The sequence below is a fragment of the Pseudomonas pseudonitroreducens genome, from assembly GCF_021603645.1.
GTDB lineage: Bacteria > Pseudomonadota > Gammaproteobacteria > Pseudomonadales > Pseudomonadaceae > Pseudomonas > Pseudomonas pseudonitroreducens.
This window is the reverse complement of sequence record NZ_BQHJ01000004.1, coordinates 471,826-489,866: the sequence shown is the minus strand read 5'-3', so window position 1 is coordinate 489,866 and position 18,041 is coordinate 471,826. Positions and strand designations below refer to the sequence as shown.

General features: G+C 63.7%; 22 protein-coding genes. All 22 read left to right on the top strand.

Going from position 1 to position 18,041, the window contains the following annotated elements:
* Window positions 1-2: 2 nt before the first annotated feature.
* The 22 genes from L6D89_RS12790 (at window position 3) to L6D89_RS12685 (ending at window position 18,039) form a co-directional block, all read left to right on the top strand.
* Complete coding sequence (locus L6D89_RS12790; protein ID WP_236199935.1) at window positions 3-1,697, top strand: hypothetical protein; 1,695 nt, start codon at window positions 3-5, stop codon at window positions 1,695-1,697.
* The gene (locus L6D89_RS12785) at window positions 1,697-3,253 is read left to right on the top strand and encodes a DUF935 domain-containing protein (RefSeq protein WP_236199934.1); all 1,557 of its coding nucleotides are present in this window, start codon (window positions 1,697-1,699) and stop codon (window positions 3,251-3,253) included. The genes L6D89_RS12790 and L6D89_RS12785 overlap by 1 nt, the downstream gene beginning before the upstream one ends.
* Window positions 3,253-3,606, top strand: a complete 354-nt coding sequence (locus tag L6D89_RS12780; RefSeq protein WP_236199933.1) for a hypothetical protein — start codon at window positions 3,253-3,255, stop codon at window positions 3,604-3,606. Before L6D89_RS12785 ends, L6D89_RS12780 begins: the two co-directional genes overlap by 1 nt.
* A complete protein-coding gene (locus L6D89_RS12775; RefSeq protein ID WP_236199932.1) occupies window positions 3,606-4,883 on the top strand; it encodes a PBECR2 nuclease fold domain-containing protein in 1,278 nt (425 codons plus the stop codon). The genes L6D89_RS12780 and L6D89_RS12775 overlap by 1 nt, the downstream gene beginning before the upstream one ends.
* Before the next feature lie 20 nt (window positions 4,884-4,903).
* Window positions 4,904-5,443 carry a phage virion morphogenesis protein gene (locus tag L6D89_RS12770; RefSeq protein WP_236199931.1) on the top strand — a complete coding sequence of 180 codons (540 nt, stop codon included), beginning with the start codon at window positions 4,904-4,906 and terminating at the stop codon, window positions 5,441-5,443.
* Window positions 5,444-5,690: 247 nt separating this feature from the next.
* The gene (locus tag L6D89_RS12765; protein ID WP_236199930.1) at window positions 5,691-6,671 is read left to right on the top strand and encodes a phage protease; all 981 of its coding nucleotides are present in this window, start codon (window positions 5,691-5,693) and stop codon (window positions 6,669-6,671) included.
* A gap of 3 nt (window positions 6,672-6,674) precedes the next feature.
* Window positions 6,675-7,070 (top strand): hypothetical protein, encoded by a 396-nt coding sequence (locus tag L6D89_RS12760; protein ID WP_236199929.1) that lies wholly within the window; start codon window positions 6,675-6,677, stop codon window positions 7,068-7,070.
* Window positions 7,071-7,094: 24 nt separating this feature from the next.
* Window positions 7,095-8,003 (top strand): Mu-like prophage major head subunit gpT family protein, encoded by a 909-nt coding sequence (locus tag L6D89_RS12755; protein WP_236199928.1) that lies wholly within the window; start codon window positions 7,095-7,097, stop codon window positions 8,001-8,003.
* Window positions 8,004-8,014: 11 nt separating this feature from the next.
* Window positions 8,015-8,425: an HI1506-related protein gene (locus L6D89_RS12750; protein ID WP_236199927.1), complete on the top strand. Its 411-nt coding sequence runs from the start codon at window positions 8,015-8,017 to the stop codon at window positions 8,423-8,425.
* 4 nt (window positions 8,426-8,429) lie between these two features.
* Window positions 8,430-8,591, top strand: coding sequence for a hypothetical protein (locus L6D89_RS12745; protein ID WP_236199926.1), 162 nt, complete (start codon window positions 8,430-8,432; stop codon window positions 8,589-8,591).
* A complete protein-coding gene (locus L6D89_RS12740) occupies window positions 8,588-9,079 on the top strand; it encodes a phage protein Gp36 family protein (protein ID WP_236199925.1) in 492 nt (163 codons plus the stop codon). Before L6D89_RS12745 ends, L6D89_RS12740 begins: the two co-directional genes overlap by 4 nt.
* The gene (locus L6D89_RS12735) at window positions 9,079-9,651 is read left to right on the top strand and encodes a phage protein Gp37 (protein WP_236199924.1); all 573 of its coding nucleotides are present in this window, start codon (window positions 9,079-9,081) and stop codon (window positions 9,649-9,651) included. The genes L6D89_RS12740 and L6D89_RS12735 overlap by 1 nt, the downstream gene beginning before the upstream one ends.
* Window positions 9,651-9,902 (top strand): DUF2635 domain-containing protein, encoded by a 252-nt coding sequence (locus tag L6D89_RS12730; protein ID WP_236199923.1) that lies wholly within the window; start codon window positions 9,651-9,653, stop codon window positions 9,900-9,902. The genes L6D89_RS12735 and L6D89_RS12730 overlap by 1 nt, the downstream gene beginning before the upstream one ends.
* Before the next feature lie 11 nt (window positions 9,903-9,913).
* Window positions 9,914-11,011: a phage tail sheath C-terminal domain-containing protein gene (locus L6D89_RS12725; RefSeq protein ID WP_236199922.1), complete on the top strand. Its 1,098-nt coding sequence runs from the start codon at window positions 9,914-9,916 to the stop codon at window positions 11,009-11,011.
* Between the two features lie 18 nt (window positions 11,012-11,029).
* Window positions 11,030-11,401, top strand: coding sequence for a phage tail protein (locus L6D89_RS12720; RefSeq protein ID WP_236199921.1), 372 nt, complete (start codon window positions 11,030-11,032; stop codon window positions 11,399-11,401).
* A gap of 6 nt (window positions 11,402-11,407) precedes the next feature.
* Window positions 11,408-11,809, top strand: a complete 402-nt coding sequence (locus tag L6D89_RS12715; RefSeq protein WP_236199920.1) for a phage tail assembly protein — start codon at window positions 11,408-11,410, stop codon at window positions 11,807-11,809.
* Window positions 11,810-11,954: 145 nt separating this feature from the next.
* Window positions 11,955-12,311 (top strand): helix-turn-helix domain-containing protein, encoded by a 357-nt coding sequence (locus L6D89_RS12710; protein WP_236199919.1) that lies wholly within the window; start codon window positions 11,955-11,957, stop codon window positions 12,309-12,311.
* An 89-nt stretch (window positions 12,312-12,400) separates the two neighbouring features.
* A complete protein-coding gene (locus L6D89_RS12705; RefSeq protein WP_236199918.1) occupies window positions 12,401-14,656 on the top strand; it encodes a phage tail tape measure protein in 2,256 nt (751 codons plus the stop codon).
* Window positions 14,653-15,978 carry a DNA circularization protein gene (locus L6D89_RS12700; RefSeq protein WP_236199917.1) on the top strand — a complete coding sequence of 442 codons (1,326 nt, stop codon included), beginning with the start codon at window positions 14,653-14,655 and terminating at the stop codon, window positions 15,976-15,978. Before L6D89_RS12705 ends, L6D89_RS12700 begins: the two co-directional genes overlap by 4 nt.
* Entirely contained in the window at window positions 15,962-17,080 is a 1,119-nt protein-coding gene (locus L6D89_RS12695; protein WP_031655530.1) for a phage baseplate assembly protein, read from the top strand. Before L6D89_RS12700 ends, L6D89_RS12695 begins: the two co-directional genes overlap by 17 nt.
* Before the next feature lie 17 nt (window positions 17,081-17,097).
* Window positions 17,098-17,622 (top strand): phage baseplate assembly protein domain-containing protein, encoded by a 525-nt coding sequence (locus L6D89_RS12690; RefSeq protein WP_003117257.1) that lies wholly within the window; start codon window positions 17,098-17,100, stop codon window positions 17,620-17,622.
* A 66-nt stretch (window positions 17,623-17,688) separates the two neighbouring features.
* Window positions 17,689-18,039, top strand: coding sequence for a phage GP46 family protein (locus L6D89_RS12685; protein ID WP_003117258.1), 351 nt, complete (start codon window positions 17,689-17,691; stop codon window positions 18,037-18,039).
* Window positions 18,040-18,041 lie beyond the last annotated feature (2 nt).

Below are 18,041 nucleotides of genomic sequence, written 5' to 3'. Positions count from 1 at the left end.
CGATGGCTGTTCCTGCAGCGCTGCCGGATACCGAGCGGCTTGTCGATTGGGACGAGCTTCCCGCGAGCGTTCGTGCGCTCCCTGCTGACTTCGACCCAAGGGCCTTGGGCGTGCTGATGGCACACCAGGCCGAGTGGATCAGCATGCAGGCTGACCTGGATATCGCCGTCTGTGAGAAGGGACGACGGACCGGCATCACCTTTGCTCAGGCCCTGACTGACACAATCACCGCCGCTACTGCCAAGGAAGCTGGCGGCGCCAATATCTGGTACATGGCCGACACCAAGGAAAAAGGCCTTGAGTTCATCGGTTACGTCGGCAAGTTCGCGCAGATCGTGGCGCGCGGTCAGTGCACGATGGTTGAGCAGCATATCTTCGTAGATCAAACGGCCGACGGCAGTACCCGCGAAATTCAGGCATTTCGGGTGCGCTTCGCCAGTGGCTTCCGGGTCACAGCCCTGTCGTCCAGGCCGGAGAACATCCACGGTCTCCAGGGGCTTGTGGACATCGACGAAGCCGCGCTGCACAAGAACGTCGCCCACGTCCTGGAATCGGCCACCGCGCTGCTGATCTGGGGCGGCCGCATCCGTGTCTGGTCATCCCATCGCGGGAAGAAGAACCCATTCAACCAATTGGTCCAGGACGTCAATGCGGGGCGCTACGGCAAGCGCGCCAAGGTCATCCGCATTTCCTTCGACGATGCGGTCGCCAATGGCCTGTATGAGCGCGCCTGCTTCACGCGGGGCGCAAAACCTACCGAAGAAGGCAAACGGGATTGGTATACGGCCATCCGCTCGGCCTATGGCCCGCGCAAGGCCGCCATGCGTGAAGAGCTGGACGTGATCCCCAGGGACGGCGACGGCTCGGCTATTCCGGGCGTCTGGATCGAGAACGCCATGCCCGAGGTCCGGCCGATCCTGCGCATCGTCTTCGACGACGACTTCCCGAAGCGGCCGGAGTCCGAGCGCGAAGTCTGGTGCGCGACCTGGTGCGCGCTAAACCTGATCCCTGCGCTGAAGCAAGCGGCCGAAGGCTTCGACGGGCGCTGGGCCGTAGGCATGGACTTCGCGCGGCACCGGCACTTCTCGGTCATCAAACCCGCCCGGATCACCCAGGACCTGCGCCGCGATCTGCCCTTCGTGATCGAGCTGGCCAACGCGCCCACCCGCCAACAAGAGCAAATCCTCTGGGCAATGCTCGACTGGCTGAAGGACAAACAGAAGGCCTGGACCTTCGCCGGGGATGCCACCGGCCCAGGCCAGACGCTCATGGAATACACCGGGGACCGCTATGGCCGGGCTGTCTACGACGAGAAGCACAGCACCTGGGGCGGCGGGCCTGTTCACGAGGTCACGCTGTCGCGCGCCTGGTATGGCGAGTGGATGCCCAAGTACATCGACTTGTTCCAGGACGGCTATATCACCCTGCCTCGGGACGCCTCCCTGGAAGACGACCACCGGGCTGTCGAGTTCATCGACGGTATCCCGATGGTGCCAAGAATCGAGCGAAAGGACCTGAAGGACGCCGAGCTGGTGCGCCACGGGGACGGCGCCATTGCTGGCGCCCTCATGAACTACGCCGCCCTCAACCACGTCGGTGGGCAGGTCTACGAATATCACCGCGTTCGGCCGGGCGCCCAAGCTGATCGTCAAGTTCAGATCGGCGCCGGCTGGCGGAACAAGAAAGGTATCTGGTAATGGCTCAGTCCCGCATCGTCGACCAGTACGGCCGGCCCATCGAGTACGACAAGCTCAGTGCAGAACTGGCAGCGCCACAACTGACCGGTGTGCGCCAGGTTTGGCACAGCTCCGTCGCGGGAGGCCTCACGCCTCACCGCCTGGCCAACATCCTGCAGGCTGCCGCCGAAGGCAACGCCCACGACTATCTGACTCTGGCGGAAGAGATGGAGGAACGGGACCTGCACTACGCCTCGGTCCTGAGTACCCGCAAGCTTGCCCTGGCCGGGCTCAACATCCGGATCGAGGCCGCCAGCGATGATGCCGAGGACGTTCGCCGCGCGGACATGCTGCGTGAGATTGTGGCCTCGGCTGAGTTCGGCGAACTCCAATCGGACCTTACCGACGCCCTGGGCAAGGGCTATGCCGTTTCCGAGATCATCTGGGACCGCAGCGGCAAGACCTGGATGCCCAATCGCTTTGAGCCACGGGACCAGCGCTTCTTCCAATTCGACCGGGAAACCGGCCGAGAGCTACGCCTGCTGGACACGGACGATTCGTTCAATGGCATCCCACTGGCTCCGTACAAGTTCATTACCCATCTGCCGCGCATTCGTAGCGGCCTGCCGATCCGAGGAGGCCTGGCGCGCCTGGCGGCCGTCGCGGTCATGTGTAAGGCCTGGACCTGGAAGGACTGGATGGGCTTCGCTGACATCTTCGGGATTCCCATGCGTGTGGGGCGCTACAGCCCCGGCGCTTCTGCGGATGACATCGCCGTGCTCATGGCTGCCGTGGCCAACCTAGGCAGCGATGCTGCGGCAGTGATCCCGGAGTCCATGCGCATTGAATTCACCCATGCAGCGAACGTCGCGGGGGCTGGCGACTTCTTCCGTGGCCTGGCCGAGTGGTGGGACAAGCAGGTCAGCAAGGGCGTGATTGGGCAAACCATGAGCACCGACGACGGATCGAGCATGGCTCAGGCCAAGGTGCACGATGAAGTGCGCCTGGACCTGCTGCAGGCCGACGCGAAGTCGGAGTCCAACACCCTTAATCGATTCTTCGTGCGCCCTTACTGCGACCTGAACTTCGCACCAGGTCGTGGTTATCCGCGGCTGATCGTCGAGGTCCCGCAGCCAGAAGACACCAAGCTGTTGGTCGGCGCGCTCAAGGACCTGGTGCCGCTGGGCCTGGAGGTGGAGCAGTCCGTGATCCGCGACAAGCTCAACCTGCCCGAGCCAGCCAAGGGCGCCAAGCTGCTGCGGCCTGCAGCAGAGGCCCCGGTGCAACCTGGTGCAGCCCAAGCGATGAACCGCGAGCAGCCGGCCAGGCCTGTCGACGTGCCCGACATCGTGGACAACCAGGTGAAGACGCTGGAGACCGCAACGGCCGCGCCACTGGATGACATGGTGGACCAACTGCGCGAGCTGCTCGACCAGGTGTCGAGCTTGGAAGAGTTCCGAGACCGCCTGATCGAAGTCTATCCGGACATGAGCGTCAGCCAGCTCGCGGACGCCATGGCAGACGGCATGTCTGCGGCGAACCTGGCCGGACGCTACGACATTCTGAGGGGGCTGTGATGCGCGAGTCAGTTGAGGTTGCGGTGAAGTTGCTGGACTCCGCCCTGGAAGGTTTTAGGGCTCCTGGTGGCGGCTCCTTTGTCGGGATTAGGCAGGCAAGCGAACTGCTGCATGCAGCCTTGGAACGCTCTAAACCAGCCGGGCTAGTACAGCTGGACCAGCGCCAGGGAATTGTGGTCAACCTCCAGGGCATCAGTTCAATGGCGTTCGCCGATTCCAACGGTAACCGTTGCCTGGACATCTATATGAGCAATGGCGAACAGTATCGGGTCCAGCATTGGCCAGGCTTGGATGGTACGGACATCTACCGTCTTCACCGACAAATCACCGACGCGCTGGGAATGATTAGCTGATGGCCGTTTCCCATGGCTCTCTGCCGTTCCAGGAACAGATCGAGTACTTCAAGGGCAAGGTCGACCAGCCGACGCGTTCCTGGGCGGATGTCTATGGCGCCGAGCACAACTGGGCATTCGTCGTGGCTGGGGCCTCGAAGCGGGCCTTGCTCGCTGACATGCGCGGCGCCGTGCAAAAGGTCATCGATTCAGGCGGCACCCTGGAGCAGTTCCGCAAAGACTTCGACAGGGTGGTGACCACGCACGGCTGGCAGTACCAGGGCGAACGCGGCTGGCGCACCAGGACTATCTACGACACCAACTTGCGGCAGAGCTACAACGCTGGCCGCGAAGAGCAGATGGCCGATCCGGAACTGCGCAAGCGCCGGCCCTATGGCGTCTACCGCCACGGCGATAGCGCTCACCCGCGCCCCCAGCACCTGGCCTGGAACGGCATAGCGCTCCCCCTGGATGATCCGTGGTGGGAAAGCCACACGCCGTCAAATGGCTGGGGCTGCAAGTGCAAGAAATACATGGCCAACCAGCGCGACCTGGACCGCATGAAGCTCACGGTCGGGCCAGCGCCCAAGGTCGAGTACGAAGAGCGCGTCATTGGGCAGAACAGCCCCAACGGCCCCCGCACGGTGCGGGTGCCGGTGGGCATCGATCCAGGATTCGAGCATGCACCTGGTCGATCCCGGCAGGCCTCGGCGGTGCCGCAGCAGCGCGCCCATGACCCACTGCCGCAGCCTGGCCCTGGTGCCAAATCCAGCGCAACCGCGCTCGGCCTGCCCAATCGCCGCGCACCTGGTGCACTGCCTGCCCCCCGCTCAACACCTGCAGGGCGCGTGCTGGCCGCTGGCCAGACTGATCAGCAATACCTGTCGCGCTTCCTTAGTGAGTTCGGGGCCTCGGAGACCTCGCCCGCCGTGTTCAAGGATGCGGTCGGCGACGCGGTGGTCGTCGGTCGGGACATGTTCAGCAACACCCCAGGCGGACCGCTGAATATCGTGCGCTCGGGGCTCTCGCGTGAGCTGCTATTGCTGGCCGATACCCTGAAAGCCCCGGATGAGGTGTGGGTACGTCTGGAGTGGCTGGACGAGCAATCGAAGGCCGTAGTGCGCCGCCGCTACCTGCGCCGCTTCCAGGTCGACGGCCAGGCCAGTCCGGCCCTGGCGGTCTTCGAGGTGGGCGAGGATGGCTGGGCGGGGGTCAGCAGCTTCTCCCAGGACGCCAATGATCCGGCCTACCTGGACCAGCTGCGGCTGGGCACCCGACTCTATCGGCGTGGCGAGTGAGGTAGCCGATGGCGGGCGCAATGCTCGAGGTCACCCTCAGTGATAGCCAGATCGGCCAGGCGCTGGCCGAGCTGGAGCAGCGTCTCGGCTCTCTGCGTACCCCGCTGGCCGACATTGGCGAGTATCTGCAGCAGTCCACGGACGAACGATTCCGCAGCCAGGTCGGTCCAGATGGCTCGCCCTGGGCGCCGCTCGCGCCGTCCACGCTGGCGCGCAAGCGCACCAACCGTATCCTGCGTGAGTCGGGAGACCTGCAGGACACCCTGCGTTACCAGGTCAGCGACAACGAGCTGGACTTCGGCACGGATCGCCCCTACGGCGCCATCCATCAGTTTGGCGGTAAGATCGAGCACGCTGCTCGATCCCAGCAGGTACATTTCAGCGGCAAGCGCTTCGCGACCAAAAGTAAGTCCGATGCATCCAAGTGGGTGACCCGTGGCGCCAGCGTGACCTCGATGCCTGCGCGCCCCTACCTGGGGCTGTCCGCCGAGGACGAAACAGAGGTGCTGGCGATCATCGCGGATTACCTACTGGACGGCCTCGAAGGTGATGCGTCCTAAAATCGCGCAGGATGCGCGAAGTGGTATTGAGCGATACCACGGCGCCGGATGATGCCCTAAGGGGCGTTAGAGATGCGTTAGATTCGCTTGGCGGGTGATTCCCGTCACTCGCGCGAGACAGTTCCCCCATTCTCTACGTATAGAATGGGCTTCGCGTGTACCCCCTCTCCCCGTAGTTCCAAGCCGGCGAAAATCCTTAACCGGCCTGAATCACACCTCATGACTTCGACCGCCGAGACTGGCGGTCATGAAGACACTTCTCGCCCTCAATACCGACCTCACCAGCGCGCTGTCTGCCGACGGCAAGGCGCCGGAGTGGGTCGAGTTGATTCCCGCCGGCCCGTTGGTTGTGGGTCGTGATGGCCGCTCCTGGTTGTTCGATGACGCCGCACAGCAGCTGGTGCTGTCCAGCTTCACGGAGCGCGGCATTGACCTGGTGATCGACTGGGAGCATGCCACCCAGCGCCTTGCCGCCGATGGCAAGGAAGCGCCTGCCGCCGCCTGGATCGACACCCTGGACATCCGCGACGGCGCCCTCTGGGGCCACGTCACCTGGACCCCGCGCGGCGCCCAGCAGGTAGAGAACAAGGAATACCGCTTCCTTTCTCCCGTCTTCGACTTCATCCCCGACAACGGACGCATCGTCCTGTTCGTCAGCGCTGGCTTGACCAACAAGCCCAACTTCCACCTGACCGCCCTCAACCAAGAAGCCCCCTCGGAGAACCCGACAGTGAAGATTTCCGCTGCACTGCTGGCGTTGCTCGGCCTGCCCGAGACCGCCACCGAAGAAGAGGCCCTTGCGGCCGCCAATCAACTCAAGACCGCCCAGGCGACCAACAGCGAGCATCAGAACATCGAGCGCTTCGTCCCCCGCGCGGACTACGACACGGCCCTGTCCCGCGCCACCAACGCCGAGCAGCAGCTCCAGACCATCAAGACGGAGCAACACGCGAAAGCTGTGGACGCCGCGATCCAGGAAGCAAGCGAGGCCGGGAAGATCACTCCGGCAACCGCCGAATACCACCGTGCGTCCTGCCATGACCAAGCCGGCTTGGATCGCTTCAAGGCGTTCGTGGCCGCCGCCCCGGTCGTCGGCGATCCGTCCAACCTGGGCGAGCGCAAGCCGAACGGCACCACCACCGCGCTCAACGCCGAGGAACAGTCGGTCTGCCAGCAGTTCGGCATTGACCCGGTGGAGTACGCGAAAACCAAACAGAGCGAGGGCTAAGCCATGCCGCTGACCCAAGACCGCAATACCGAAATGAAGGCGACCGAGGTCCTGGTCGTCCCGGTGGCCGCCGCCAAGCGCATCTTCGCGGGCGCCCTGGTGATGGCCAACGCCACGGGCTTCGCCACGCCGGGCGCCGCCGCCACCGGCCAGAACTACCTGGGCCGCGCGGAAGAGTACGTCGACAACCGCGACGGCGCCGACGGTGCCGCCACCGTCGAGATTCGCCGTGGCAAGGCTTTCAAGTGGGCCAACGACGGCAGCATCACTCAAGCCCATTTCATGAAGACCGCCTATATCGTCGACGACCAGACCGTCGCCGCGACTGATGGCACCAGTACCCGTTCGGCAGCCGGCCGCATCGTCGGCATCGATGCCGACGGCGTCTGGGTCGAGTAACCCCAGCAAAGGAGCGCAGCGCGCATGCTCGTTAATAAAGAGTCGATCCGGGCGGCATTCGTCGCCTTGAAAACCCTGTTCAACAACGCTTTCCAGGCCGCCCCCAGCAGCTGGGAAAAGATCGCCATGAAGGTGCCGTCCAGCACGGGCAGCAATCTCTACGCTTGGCTGTCCGCCTTCCCGCGTATGCGTCGCTGGGTGGGTGAAAAGCACGTCAAGAACCTCAAGGCCTTCACCTACCAGGTCGAGAACGAAGACTGGGAAGCCACCGTCGAGGTTGACCGCAACCACATCAAGGATGACCAGCTCGGCATCTACGCCCCCCAGGCGCAAATGGCCGGCTTCTCCGCCAAGCAGCTGCCGGACGAGATCGTGTACGAGCTGGTCAACGGCGCGTTCGACAACAAGTGCTATGACGGCCAGTACTTCTTCGACACCGATCACCCGGTGGCGGGCGAGAGCGTAAGCAACCGCAGTACCGCGCCGTTGTCCGTCGCCTCCCAGGCCGCCGCTAAGGCCGGCTATGGCGCCGCGCGGACCGCGATGAAGAAGTTCAAGGACGAAGATGGTCGTCCGCTGGGTATCAACCCCAACGTGCTCCTGGTCGGTCCCGGCCTGGAAGACACCGCCAGGGCGCTGCTCACCAACGACCGCCTGGAAGACGGCAAGGCCAACCCCTACAAGGGCACCGCCGAGCTGGTCGTCGATGCTCGCATCGAATCCGACACTGCCTGGCAGTTGCTGGATACCAAGTGGCCGGTCAAGCCCTACATGTACCAGGAACGTGAGGCCCCGAACTTCGTCCAGCAGACCGACCCGGAAGCGGACGACGTGTTCAACCGCAAGAAATTCAAGTTCGGTGCGGAAGCGCGCGCCGCTGGTGGCTACGGCTTCTGGCAGCTGGCGTTCGGCTCCACCGGCACTGGCGCATAAGGAGGTCCGTCATGGGTGTTCGTATCACTGCACGCACCGACGGGTTCCGCCGCTGCGGCGTCGCTCACTTGGCCAAGGGTAAGACCTTCCGCGACGGCTACTTCACCGAGGAACAGCTCGAAGCCCTGCGCTCCGAGCCTCAACTGGTGGTGGTCGACGTGGACGATGAACAGGGCGACGACGATGAAATCAACGGCAAGAACCTGGCCGCTCCCGGCAGCACTGAAGCGCCGACGGGCTCGGAGAAGGCTCCGGCAGTACCTGCGAAGTCTCGTTCTGCGGCCACTCCTGTGAAGAAAGGCCCAGCCAAGGTCCCTGCGAAGGGCAAGGGCAAGCCCGCTACCGATGACAAGAGTGGCAAGGACGAGGCTTCTGCAAGCGACTCCGAAAGCCCGGCGCCTGGCGCCGAGCAACAGGCCTGATGTGATGGAACACGCCATCGCCGCCTTGACCATCGCAGCCGAGAACGCCGCGCACAACGCGCCAATCCACCAGGCCGAGGGCGACGTCGCCCAGGCCGACCTGGAGCGGCAAGTGGCGAAGGATTGCCGCGCGGCCGTTGAACACCTGGAGAACCTGGAGCAATGAACCTCTCGCTTCCGAGCGCTGTTGCGCTCCTGACCCGCTACGGTGCGCAGGAGATCGCGCACCAGGCTGTCGCGGACACCGATGCCCCCATCGATCCGGCGCTGCTGCTGGCTGCTGCCAGTGGCGAGCCGCTGGATGATTGGTCGCCGGATGACGTGGCCACCGCGACCCGAGCCCTCGCGCGGATCGCCGACGCCGCCACCCGCGCGCGCTCGGAAGCGACGTTCTACCTGCGGTTCCGCTCCCCGGATCAGGCGGCCCCGGATTGGGTCGCTGATGATCTGCAGGAGCTGGCCCGCTACCACCTCTATGACGCCTCTGGCGTGAAGGACTCGGCAGTACGGCTGCGCTACCAGGACGTCATCAAGCGCCTGGAAGCGCTGGCCGCAGAGGATCAAGCACGCGGCGCCTCGGAGGCCGGCACGTCCGGGCTACAGGTGCGCAGCCAACCACGTCTGTTCAGCCGCGACACCTTGAGGCGGCTGTGATGCTGGGCGAACTGGAAGACGCCATCCTGGCCAGGCTCGGTGAGCTGCAGGAACAGCCGTCGCTCAAACGCCTACGCCTGGACTCTTACGGCGGCGAGCTGGGTGACCCGGACCTGTTGCCCAGCCTGATCGGCAACGGTCCTTCGATTCTGATCACTACCCCCAAGGTGGTTTTTCGCCCCCGCAGCCATCGCCGTTTTGAGGCAGCCGTGGTGTTCCGCCTGGTCATCAGTTGCCGTAACGCCCGCAACGAACGGGACACTCGACGCGGCGGCTGGATCGGTGAGCCTGGCAGCTACTGGCTATGGGAAGCCTGCCTGCGGCAGCTCACTGGCTGGCAGCACAAGGAAAACGGCGCCCGCGTGAAACCCACGGAGTTCGCCAACCTGGTCAACGGCAAGTTCCAGGGCAACCACCTCTCCGTATTGGGCCAGAGCTTCGCCATAGAGCTGGACTGGGACATTCCGGAAGAGCCGATGCCGGACCTGGAAGGCATCGACATGGCGTACCACGTACCGGCGAGCAACCCGGTGCCGGGCGCCCACGACTCAATCGAACTGAGGGACCTGTAATGCGCGTGATCGCTGCACCTGGTCTGCGGGTGCCCCACGAGGGCAAGGCGCGGACCTTCATTGAAGCGGCACCGGCCAAGTCGGTCGACGTGCCCGATACCACCTATTACCGCCGTCGGGTGGCGGCTGGCGAGCTGCTGCTGGCCGAAGAATCCGACAGCTCGTCGGCGGCCGAGGCGGAGCCCAGCGCCGAGGTAGATGAGAGCACCGCTCAGCCGAGTGCCAAACGTCGCGCGAAAGCGTCCAGCTAAAGGAGTCTTTCATGACCATTTCCTTCGATACCATCCCGGCCTCGATCCGCAAGCCGGGCGCTTACATCGAGTTCAATACCAGCCTGGCGGTGCGCACCCTGCCGACCAACGCGCAGAGCATTTGCTTCATCGTCCCGCTGGGCGATGGCGCAACGGCCACTCCGCTGGTGCCTGCCCAGGTCTACAGCGCTGCAGAAGCCAAGGCCCAATTCGGCACTGTCGCTGAAGAGATGGTGGCTGCTGCAATCGCTGCCTACCGCTACGCCGCCATCTCCTGCGTCGGGGTGACCGTAGAGGGCGATGTCGAGCCGGACATCGCCGCCGCGCTCGATGCCACCGCCCTGGGCGGATTCACCATCCTGGTTCCGGCCTGGTTCAGCAACACGGCTATGACCGCGCTGCGCACCCACATCAACACCTACACCGACTCCATCGAGCAGCAGAGCATCTTGGGCGTCGGTGCCGTGACCACCACCCTTTCAGCAGCAACCACGCTGGCCGACGCGCTGAACTCCGGGGCTATCAGCCTGGCGCTGTTCCCCGGCACTACGTCCAGCGCTCGCCAGGTCGCGGCGGGATATGCGGCGGTGATCGCTTCCGAAGAAGACCCGGCTCGCCCTCTCAACACCCTGGTAATCACTGGCATCAAGGTTCCGCCCATCGCCAGCCGCTTGGGCCGCGTCGAGCAGGAAACCTGTCTGGCCAACGGCGTCACCCCGCTGGAGGTTGGTGCGGGTGATGTGGTGCAGATCGTCCGTGCCATCAGCACCTACACCAAGTCGGCGGCCGGCGCGGATGACGTGTCGCTGCTCGATCTGACCACCATTCGCACCCTGTACTACGTGCGTAAGGCTTGCCGCGACCGCATTCGCCTGCGTTTCCCGCGCGCCAAGCTGTCGTCCAGGACGCCGCCCGCCGTGCGTGGTGAGCTGCTCGACGTGCTGAAGAAGTGCGAAGAGCTGGAGATTCTCGAAGAGGTCGACGCCAACGCCGACGGCCTGGTCGTGGAGCGCTCGCTCCAGGACGTCAATCGACTCAACGCCTCGATCCCCGCCGATGTCGTCAACGGCCTGCACGTCTTTGCCGGTCGCATCGACCTGCTGCTGTAACAACAGGAGAACTTAGCAATGTCGGATAACTACGTCGGGCAGATTGTCCTCTCGATCAACGGGACGGACTACGAAATCAAGAGCCTGGAGCACACCCTCAAGACCGGTCGCAGTGTGGTCAAGACCATGAACCGCCTGGGCCGCCCCTTGGGCACCGCCAAAGGCATCACTGATCACGACCTGCGGATTTCGGTACCCATCCCGAAGAGCGGCGAACCGGACTGGAACGCCATGATGGACGCCAAAATCACCATCGAGCCCCTGGATGGTGGCGGCAAGCGCGAGACCTGGACCGGTGTCGCGCTGATCGAGATGGGCAGCAAGTACCAGCTCGAAGGCGAAGCCACCCGTGACCTGACCGTCTCGGCCCTCAACTACTACCAGGAGTGATGACCAATGGTCGCTGATAGCCCGAACTACTCGATCCCGCCTCGTCGTGAAGGCGATGTCCCGTGCGTCAACAAACGCTGGGAAGGTCTGACTATCACCCGTGAGCTGGCGGTCGGCGTCTACTACGCCGGCACCCGCCACAAGTCTTTCACCCTGCGCGTCCCCATGGCCGGGGATCTGATCGCCGCCCAGGAAGCGCATCCCAACGGCCCTCTGCAACTGGTGACCCTGGAGGTCTACCGCCAGCAGTTGATCGGCCTGGGGGACATCCCGCCCGAAGCGATCACCACCGAGCTGCTGCGCGCCGAGCTGGCCGAGACTGACCTCGCCCTCATCAGTCGGGCGGACGAGGAGCTGGAAAAAAAGCTCACGCCGCCGAGCGCAAGCTCCACGACTGGCGGCGAATAGAGCACGCCCTAGTCCGCCACGGTTACCGGCTGGAGGAAATCCGCCGGATGACCCAGCCGGAGATCGATGCCCGCGTCGACATCCTGGTCGGCCGGAAGAAGAACACCACGCGGTATGTCAGCACTCGCAGGAAGGGGAAGAAGCCGTGAAACCACTTACCGAGACCCAGGCCCTGGTGCTGGATGCCTTGCGCGCACACTGCAAGGCCAATGTGGTGCGCTACCGGGAAAGCTGCCCGCATCTCTACCAGGACAACCTGGAGCGAATCAGCAAGGGCGATAAAGGAAGCGTGTGGGGCCTTGGCAGTCTCACCTGGCAGTTGGGCAAGAAGCATGGGATGGCGGCAGAGAAGGTGCTACGGACATTCAAGACCCTGGAGAGCCGGGGCCTGGTGATCCGCGAGGAACGCGGCACCTATCAGCGCCCCCTGTACTGGTGGCCGGTGGGGCTGGCCGGCGAGCTTGTTGCGGAGTTAACGCCCCAGGCAGGCCATGCCTCCTGAAGTACTGCTGCCACTCCTGCAGTGGCTCGGCATCACATCTGTATTGAGCGCAATCGTGCTCGGCATCTCCGACGGTATCAGGCATCCCGATGAGTTCTGATCTTCGCGTAGCACTTCGAATCCAGGCCGAGGCCGGCAATAGCCGTCGCGAGGTCAATTCCCTGGAGCGGGACCTTCGTCAGGCCGGAAAGCAAGGGGCGAAAGCCCTTGCCGACGAGTCCAACAAGGCAGGCGCAGCACTCAACCGCACCGCCCAGGCCGGGACCGCCAGCTACAAGATCATTCGCCAGGTGATGCGTGAGAGCGCCACCCAGGGCTCAGCAGTCTTCCGCCAGGACCTGCAGCTGATCCAGGCCGAGTTCAAGAAGCTGGGCGAGTCCGGCCGCCAGGCTGCGCGCGACACCAAGTCGGAGCTGTCGAAGACGGACCGCGATGGCGTCCAGGCGTTGACTCGCAGCGTCGACAAGGCCGAAACCAGTTTTCGGCGCCTGGCGCAGAACGGCGGGAGCCGCCTGCGGACCCTCAAGACGCTCGCCGCCGGAGTGCGCTCGGAGTTTGATCGGCTCAAGAACTTCGGGGGAACTCTACAGGGGAAACTTGCCGGTATAGGGCTGGGGGCAGGCGTTGTGTCGGGTCTGACCGGGAGTGCTCAGTTGGACAGGCAGCTCATCCGAACCCAGCAGACCGCAGGTATGTCGGTGGCGGAGCGCGATGAGTGGAGGCAAGAGCAATGGCGCTTGGCAAAAACCTACGGAGTCGAGCGCGACCAGGTACAGACTGGATTCGACACCCTTATCGCCAGCGGCCTCTCGTATGACAAGGCCAAGAAAAGCGCCGGGGCCATTGCGCAGGCCACAGCAGTAACAGGAGCAGACTCTGGCACGCTCGCGAAAGCACTTGTAACGGGGTCGAGTGCGTTCGATATCGATCTTGCCCAGCCTGAAGCGGCACTTGACCTCCTGCAGAAAATGATAGTCGCTGGCCGCCTTGGTAATGCTGAACTGGAGAACTTGGCCAGCATCTTCCCGAAGGTTGGACAAGACGCAAAGAAGGCCGGGATGAGCATGGCTCAATCGCTTTCGTTTGTTGAAACACTCTCTCTAATTGAACTGGAACCTGATCGACTTGGTACGTTGGCACAATCAACCCTCAGGGCTTTCACCAACGACAGTTATCGGAAAGAAGTGACCAGAACTACTGGTGTCGACTTCTTCAACAAGGACAACAGTGTCCGAAATACTCAAGACGTCTTTGTCGATCTACAACGGAAATACAAGTCGCTGAAGTCGGACAGGGACCGCGCTCGGTTCATGGGCGTTGTCTTTGGAAAGATGGACCAGGACACACAGAAGGGCGTTAACGCTTTCCTTACAGGGAATCGTTTAGAGCAGTTCGCATCGAGCACAGGCGATATCAATAACGCGAAAGGCGTTATCGAGAAGGACCTTGCTGATAACCTGAGCAGCTCAACTGCGGTTGGCTCCAGGGTTAAGGCAAGTCTCGGCCAGGCAATTGATCGAATGTCGCAACCGATCAATAAAGGGTTCGCCGATCTAGGCAGTTACTTGCTTGATGACCTCAATCTGTCCGGCGAGCAACTTCTTGCCGGTGGTATGGCTACGGCTGTCGGCGGCTATTACGCCGGACGCGGTGCCAAAGCTGGCGCCGGAGCGCTGCTCAACAAGTTCCTCGGCGGTCCCGAAACTCTCAAGAATGTCGCGGTGGGCAAGGCCCTGGAAGAAGCGACCGGCGTCACCTCGGTATTCGTGACCAACTGGCCGGCCAACCTCGGCGGCGCCGGACTTCCGGACCTGCCAGGCGGTAAGAAGCCATCGGGACCTGGTGGCGTGGTTGCCCCCTGGCTTGCGCCCGTCGCTTTGGGGCTGGCTGCGACTCAGCTTGGCGGCGACTCCGACATGACCGATGAGGGGCAGCTGCGCAACCTCTCCAGGAACAAGCTCCTGTCCGATCCACAGCGCCGATATCTGACCGCCTTCTATCAGAGCCGTATGGGCTTGGCTGGCCAGGTCCCTGAAGGGCTCTCCTATGGTGAGCGCGAGAACTGGCTCAGCAGCAACGCCACCCGGCTGGCTCAACAGGAAACAGGCCTAACCTACAGCGGCGGATCGGTCTCGGGCGGCAATGCTTGGGCGGCGGGTGTCGCGAATCGTTTGACTGCGGCGGCACTCACGCCACCTGGCCAATCCGCTGCACCTGGAGCGGCAGAGGCACGGCTCGCGCAGCTACTCGGCAAGCCCCTGGTGGTCGAGATCAGGACGGACAGCCAGATGATCACCGCTGAGGTCGAGCGGCGCACTGACATTCTGATGAGGCGTGGGCAATGAGCTGGTCTGAAACGCTCCTGGACGCCTCATTCCGAGGCGTGCCGCTGAATGTGGTCGATGAGAGCCTGCAGGCTCAGCGGGCGCTGAGCGAGCACGGCACGCCGTATCGCGATGGCGACACCGTTGAGGACTTGGGGCGAGGTGCACGTCGTTTTCCCATGCGCGTGGTGCTCTTTGGGGTCAACTACGAGATCGAGCTGCAGAACCTGCTCAAGGCCCTGGACACGCTCGGTGATGGTGAGCTGATCCATCCTATCTATGGCTCGCTCACTGTCGTCGCCGCAACCTGGGAGGTGAGCCATGCTGCAGAGCGCCCCGACAGTGCCCAGGTAAGCATCCAGTTCGTTGAGAGCCTGCCGGACCAGCCGTTCTTTGCTCGCGAAATAGAGTTCGTCGACGTCGGCCTAGCCGAACTGGATGACGGCCCCACCTGGCAAGACGGTATCTTCGATCTGTTCGGCCGGGTCGACTCGCTGGTCGGGGAGATTCAGACCTGGATCGGCGGTGGCTGGGTCGGCCTGCTGGAGCGTGCACTCGGCCTTCCTGGTATTGGCCTGCGCCTGCAGCAGTTGCGCTCGCAAATCCTAGGGGTAGTATCCAGCGTGGGCGAGCTGGGCAACGGCACATCGAGCGCCTTCGATCCGCTGACCGACCTCGCCCGCACTCCGATGGAGATTCGCGGAGCCATTCAGAACAACACGCCGAGTGACTCAGCCTCGCTGCTGACCCGCTCCGGCGTGCCCGCCACAATGCCGGGCGCCTCGTCGCTGCCCGCCGATGCAACCCGAGCCGCTGCGACGCTGCTGGCCAGCGCCCGGCAAGGGATCGCGCCAGACGAAACCCTGCTACCGAGCAGCATGCCCAGCGATCCGGTCGCGGCGAATGCCTTCGCCCTGGTGGTCCTGGTCATCACCGAATTGGCGGTATCGCACGCCCAGGCCGTCGCGGTCATCATCGAGGGCGAAGCCGAGACGCCGACCCTGAGCCCTATCGACTTGGAGAGCCTGGCGAACCTCGCGCGCTCTTTGGCACAAGCGGCCATCCTGTTGCACCGCCGCTTGTACGGTGTAGAGGAAGCGCGGCCGATCATCGAAGGGCTGCGCAATACCTCCGCGCTGCTTCAAGCCCGAGCGCGCCGGGTGATCCTGATGGCGCCGCCGCTGATAGAGCGGACGGTCGAGACCCCCGCCTCACTGCGCCTGCTGGCGTATCGGTGGTATGGCGACCATACCCGCGCCTCGGAGCTGCTCCGTCTGAATCCAGGCTTGCGCACGCCGTACAACATCGAGGCCGGCGAGGTGCTGCGTGCCTACGTCGACTGAATCCATCCGTCTGTCCATTGGTGGGCAGAGCCACGACATGTGGGACGGCTGGTCGGTTGAATCCGATCTGCTGACCCCTGCCGATGCCTTCGAGCTGGAGCTATACGCCAAGAAGTCCGAGGCACTCCCCTCTGTCCTGGTTGAGGGAGCGCCGTGCGTGCTGACGCTGGGCGGTGACCGGGTGCTGACCGGACAGATCGACGAGATCGAGCACGACATTTCCCGTGGCGGTGTCTTCATCCGGATCAATGGGCGAGACGGTGCGGCCGCGCTGGTTGATTGCTCGACTCCGTTCGTGTCGATGCGTGAAGCGGACCTGGCGGAGGTGATCAGCCAGGTCGTAAAGCCGCTCGGTATCAGCAAGGTGAAAATCCAAGCGGCCAACGCCAAGAGCCGCCGCCGTATCCAGATCGAGCCGGGCCAGTCTGCGTGGGAGGCGCTGCTCCAGGTAGCCGAAGCGAACGGGCTTTGGCCCTGGATGGAGCCGGACGGCACCCTGGTGGTGGGCGGCCCTGACTACACGGCCGCTCCGGTCGCCACGCTGATCCTCCGCCGAGACGGCAATGGCAATAACGTCCAGCGCCTGTCTGTCCGCCGCTCCATCGCGAACCGCTACAGCCAGGTCACCGTGCTCGGGCAGCATGGCCAGTACAGCAACGATGGCTATGACACCAGCCGGTCGCACCTGCGCTCCCAGATCAAGGATGACACCCTGGCGCAGCGCGGCATCTTCCGCCCCAAAGTGATCATCGACAGCTCCAGCGAAAGCCAGGACATGGCCACCACCCGTGCGCGCAAGGTGCTGGCTGATAGTCGGCTGGAAGGCTTCGAGATTCGCGCCATCGTGGCTGGCCACCGCGCAGGCAATGGCCAGGTCTGGACGCCAGGCCAGCGCATCATGGTCAAGAGTGAGCCTCACGGGCTGGACGGCACCTTCTTCCTGATGTCCAGGACGCTCCGGCTGTCGCGCGGCGAAGGCGCCATCACCGAGCTGCGCCTACGCGAAGACAAAATGTGGGTCCTGGACGGAAACCCACCGAAGAAGCACAAGGGCAAGTCCAACCCGGACTCGGCCTTCATTGAGCAGCTGAGGAACCTATGACCCGAGGTATGGCCCGAATGATGCGCGAAGCCGCTGCAGCTGAGCGCCGCAACTTCCGTCAGGCGTTCCGGGCCGTCGCGGCACGGAACACCCATGGCACGCTGATCGGTGTCGACATGCAGGGCCTGGCCGGGGAGTCTGTGACCGGCGAGCTGTTCCAGCACTATGGCTTCACCTCGGCGCCGCTGGCCGGGGCCGAGTTCATCGCCATCCCGGTGGGCGGCAACAGCAAGCACACCGTGGTAGTTGCCAGCGAGGATGGCCGATATCGGCTCCAGGTCAAAGACGGCGAGGTCGCCCTCTACACGGACGAAGGCGACTACGTGCACATGAAGCGCGGTCGAGTCGTCGAGGTGGTGACCGAGACACTCTTGGTCACGGCCGGCACCAAGGTGCGCTTCGAAACCCCGTTAATCGAGGCGACGGGCAACATCAAGGCAGACGGCGACGTGTCCGACCATACCCGCTCGATGCAAGTCGACCGCGACCTCTACAACGTGCACAAGCACGGCAGCGGTCCAATCCCTAGTCCGCAGCAGTGAGCCTGGACCAAAAATCCTAAGTGATCCGTAATCACAGCTTCGCGCGCGCGAAGCCACGATGCCCGCATGGACGCAGGCATTGACCCCACAACAGGCGATTTGAGCGGCAAGCGCATTAGCACGCTGGCCAACGCCGTATACATCCGCCTCATCACCCCGCTCGGGAGCTGGTGGGCGGATACCTCGCTGGGGTCGCGTCTGCACGAACTCCAACGATCCAAGGACCTCAGTCGAGTCGGCGCACTGGCCAAACAGTACGCCGAGGATGCGCTCAAGCCGCTGCTCGATGACGGTCGCGCCAAGGCAATCGCGGTAACTGTCGAACAGCCTCACAACGGCCGACTGGAGCTGCTTGTTGAGGTAACCGATGTCACCGGAGACCGCCAGGTCTTCCGTCATCTGGTAAGGGTCATCTGACA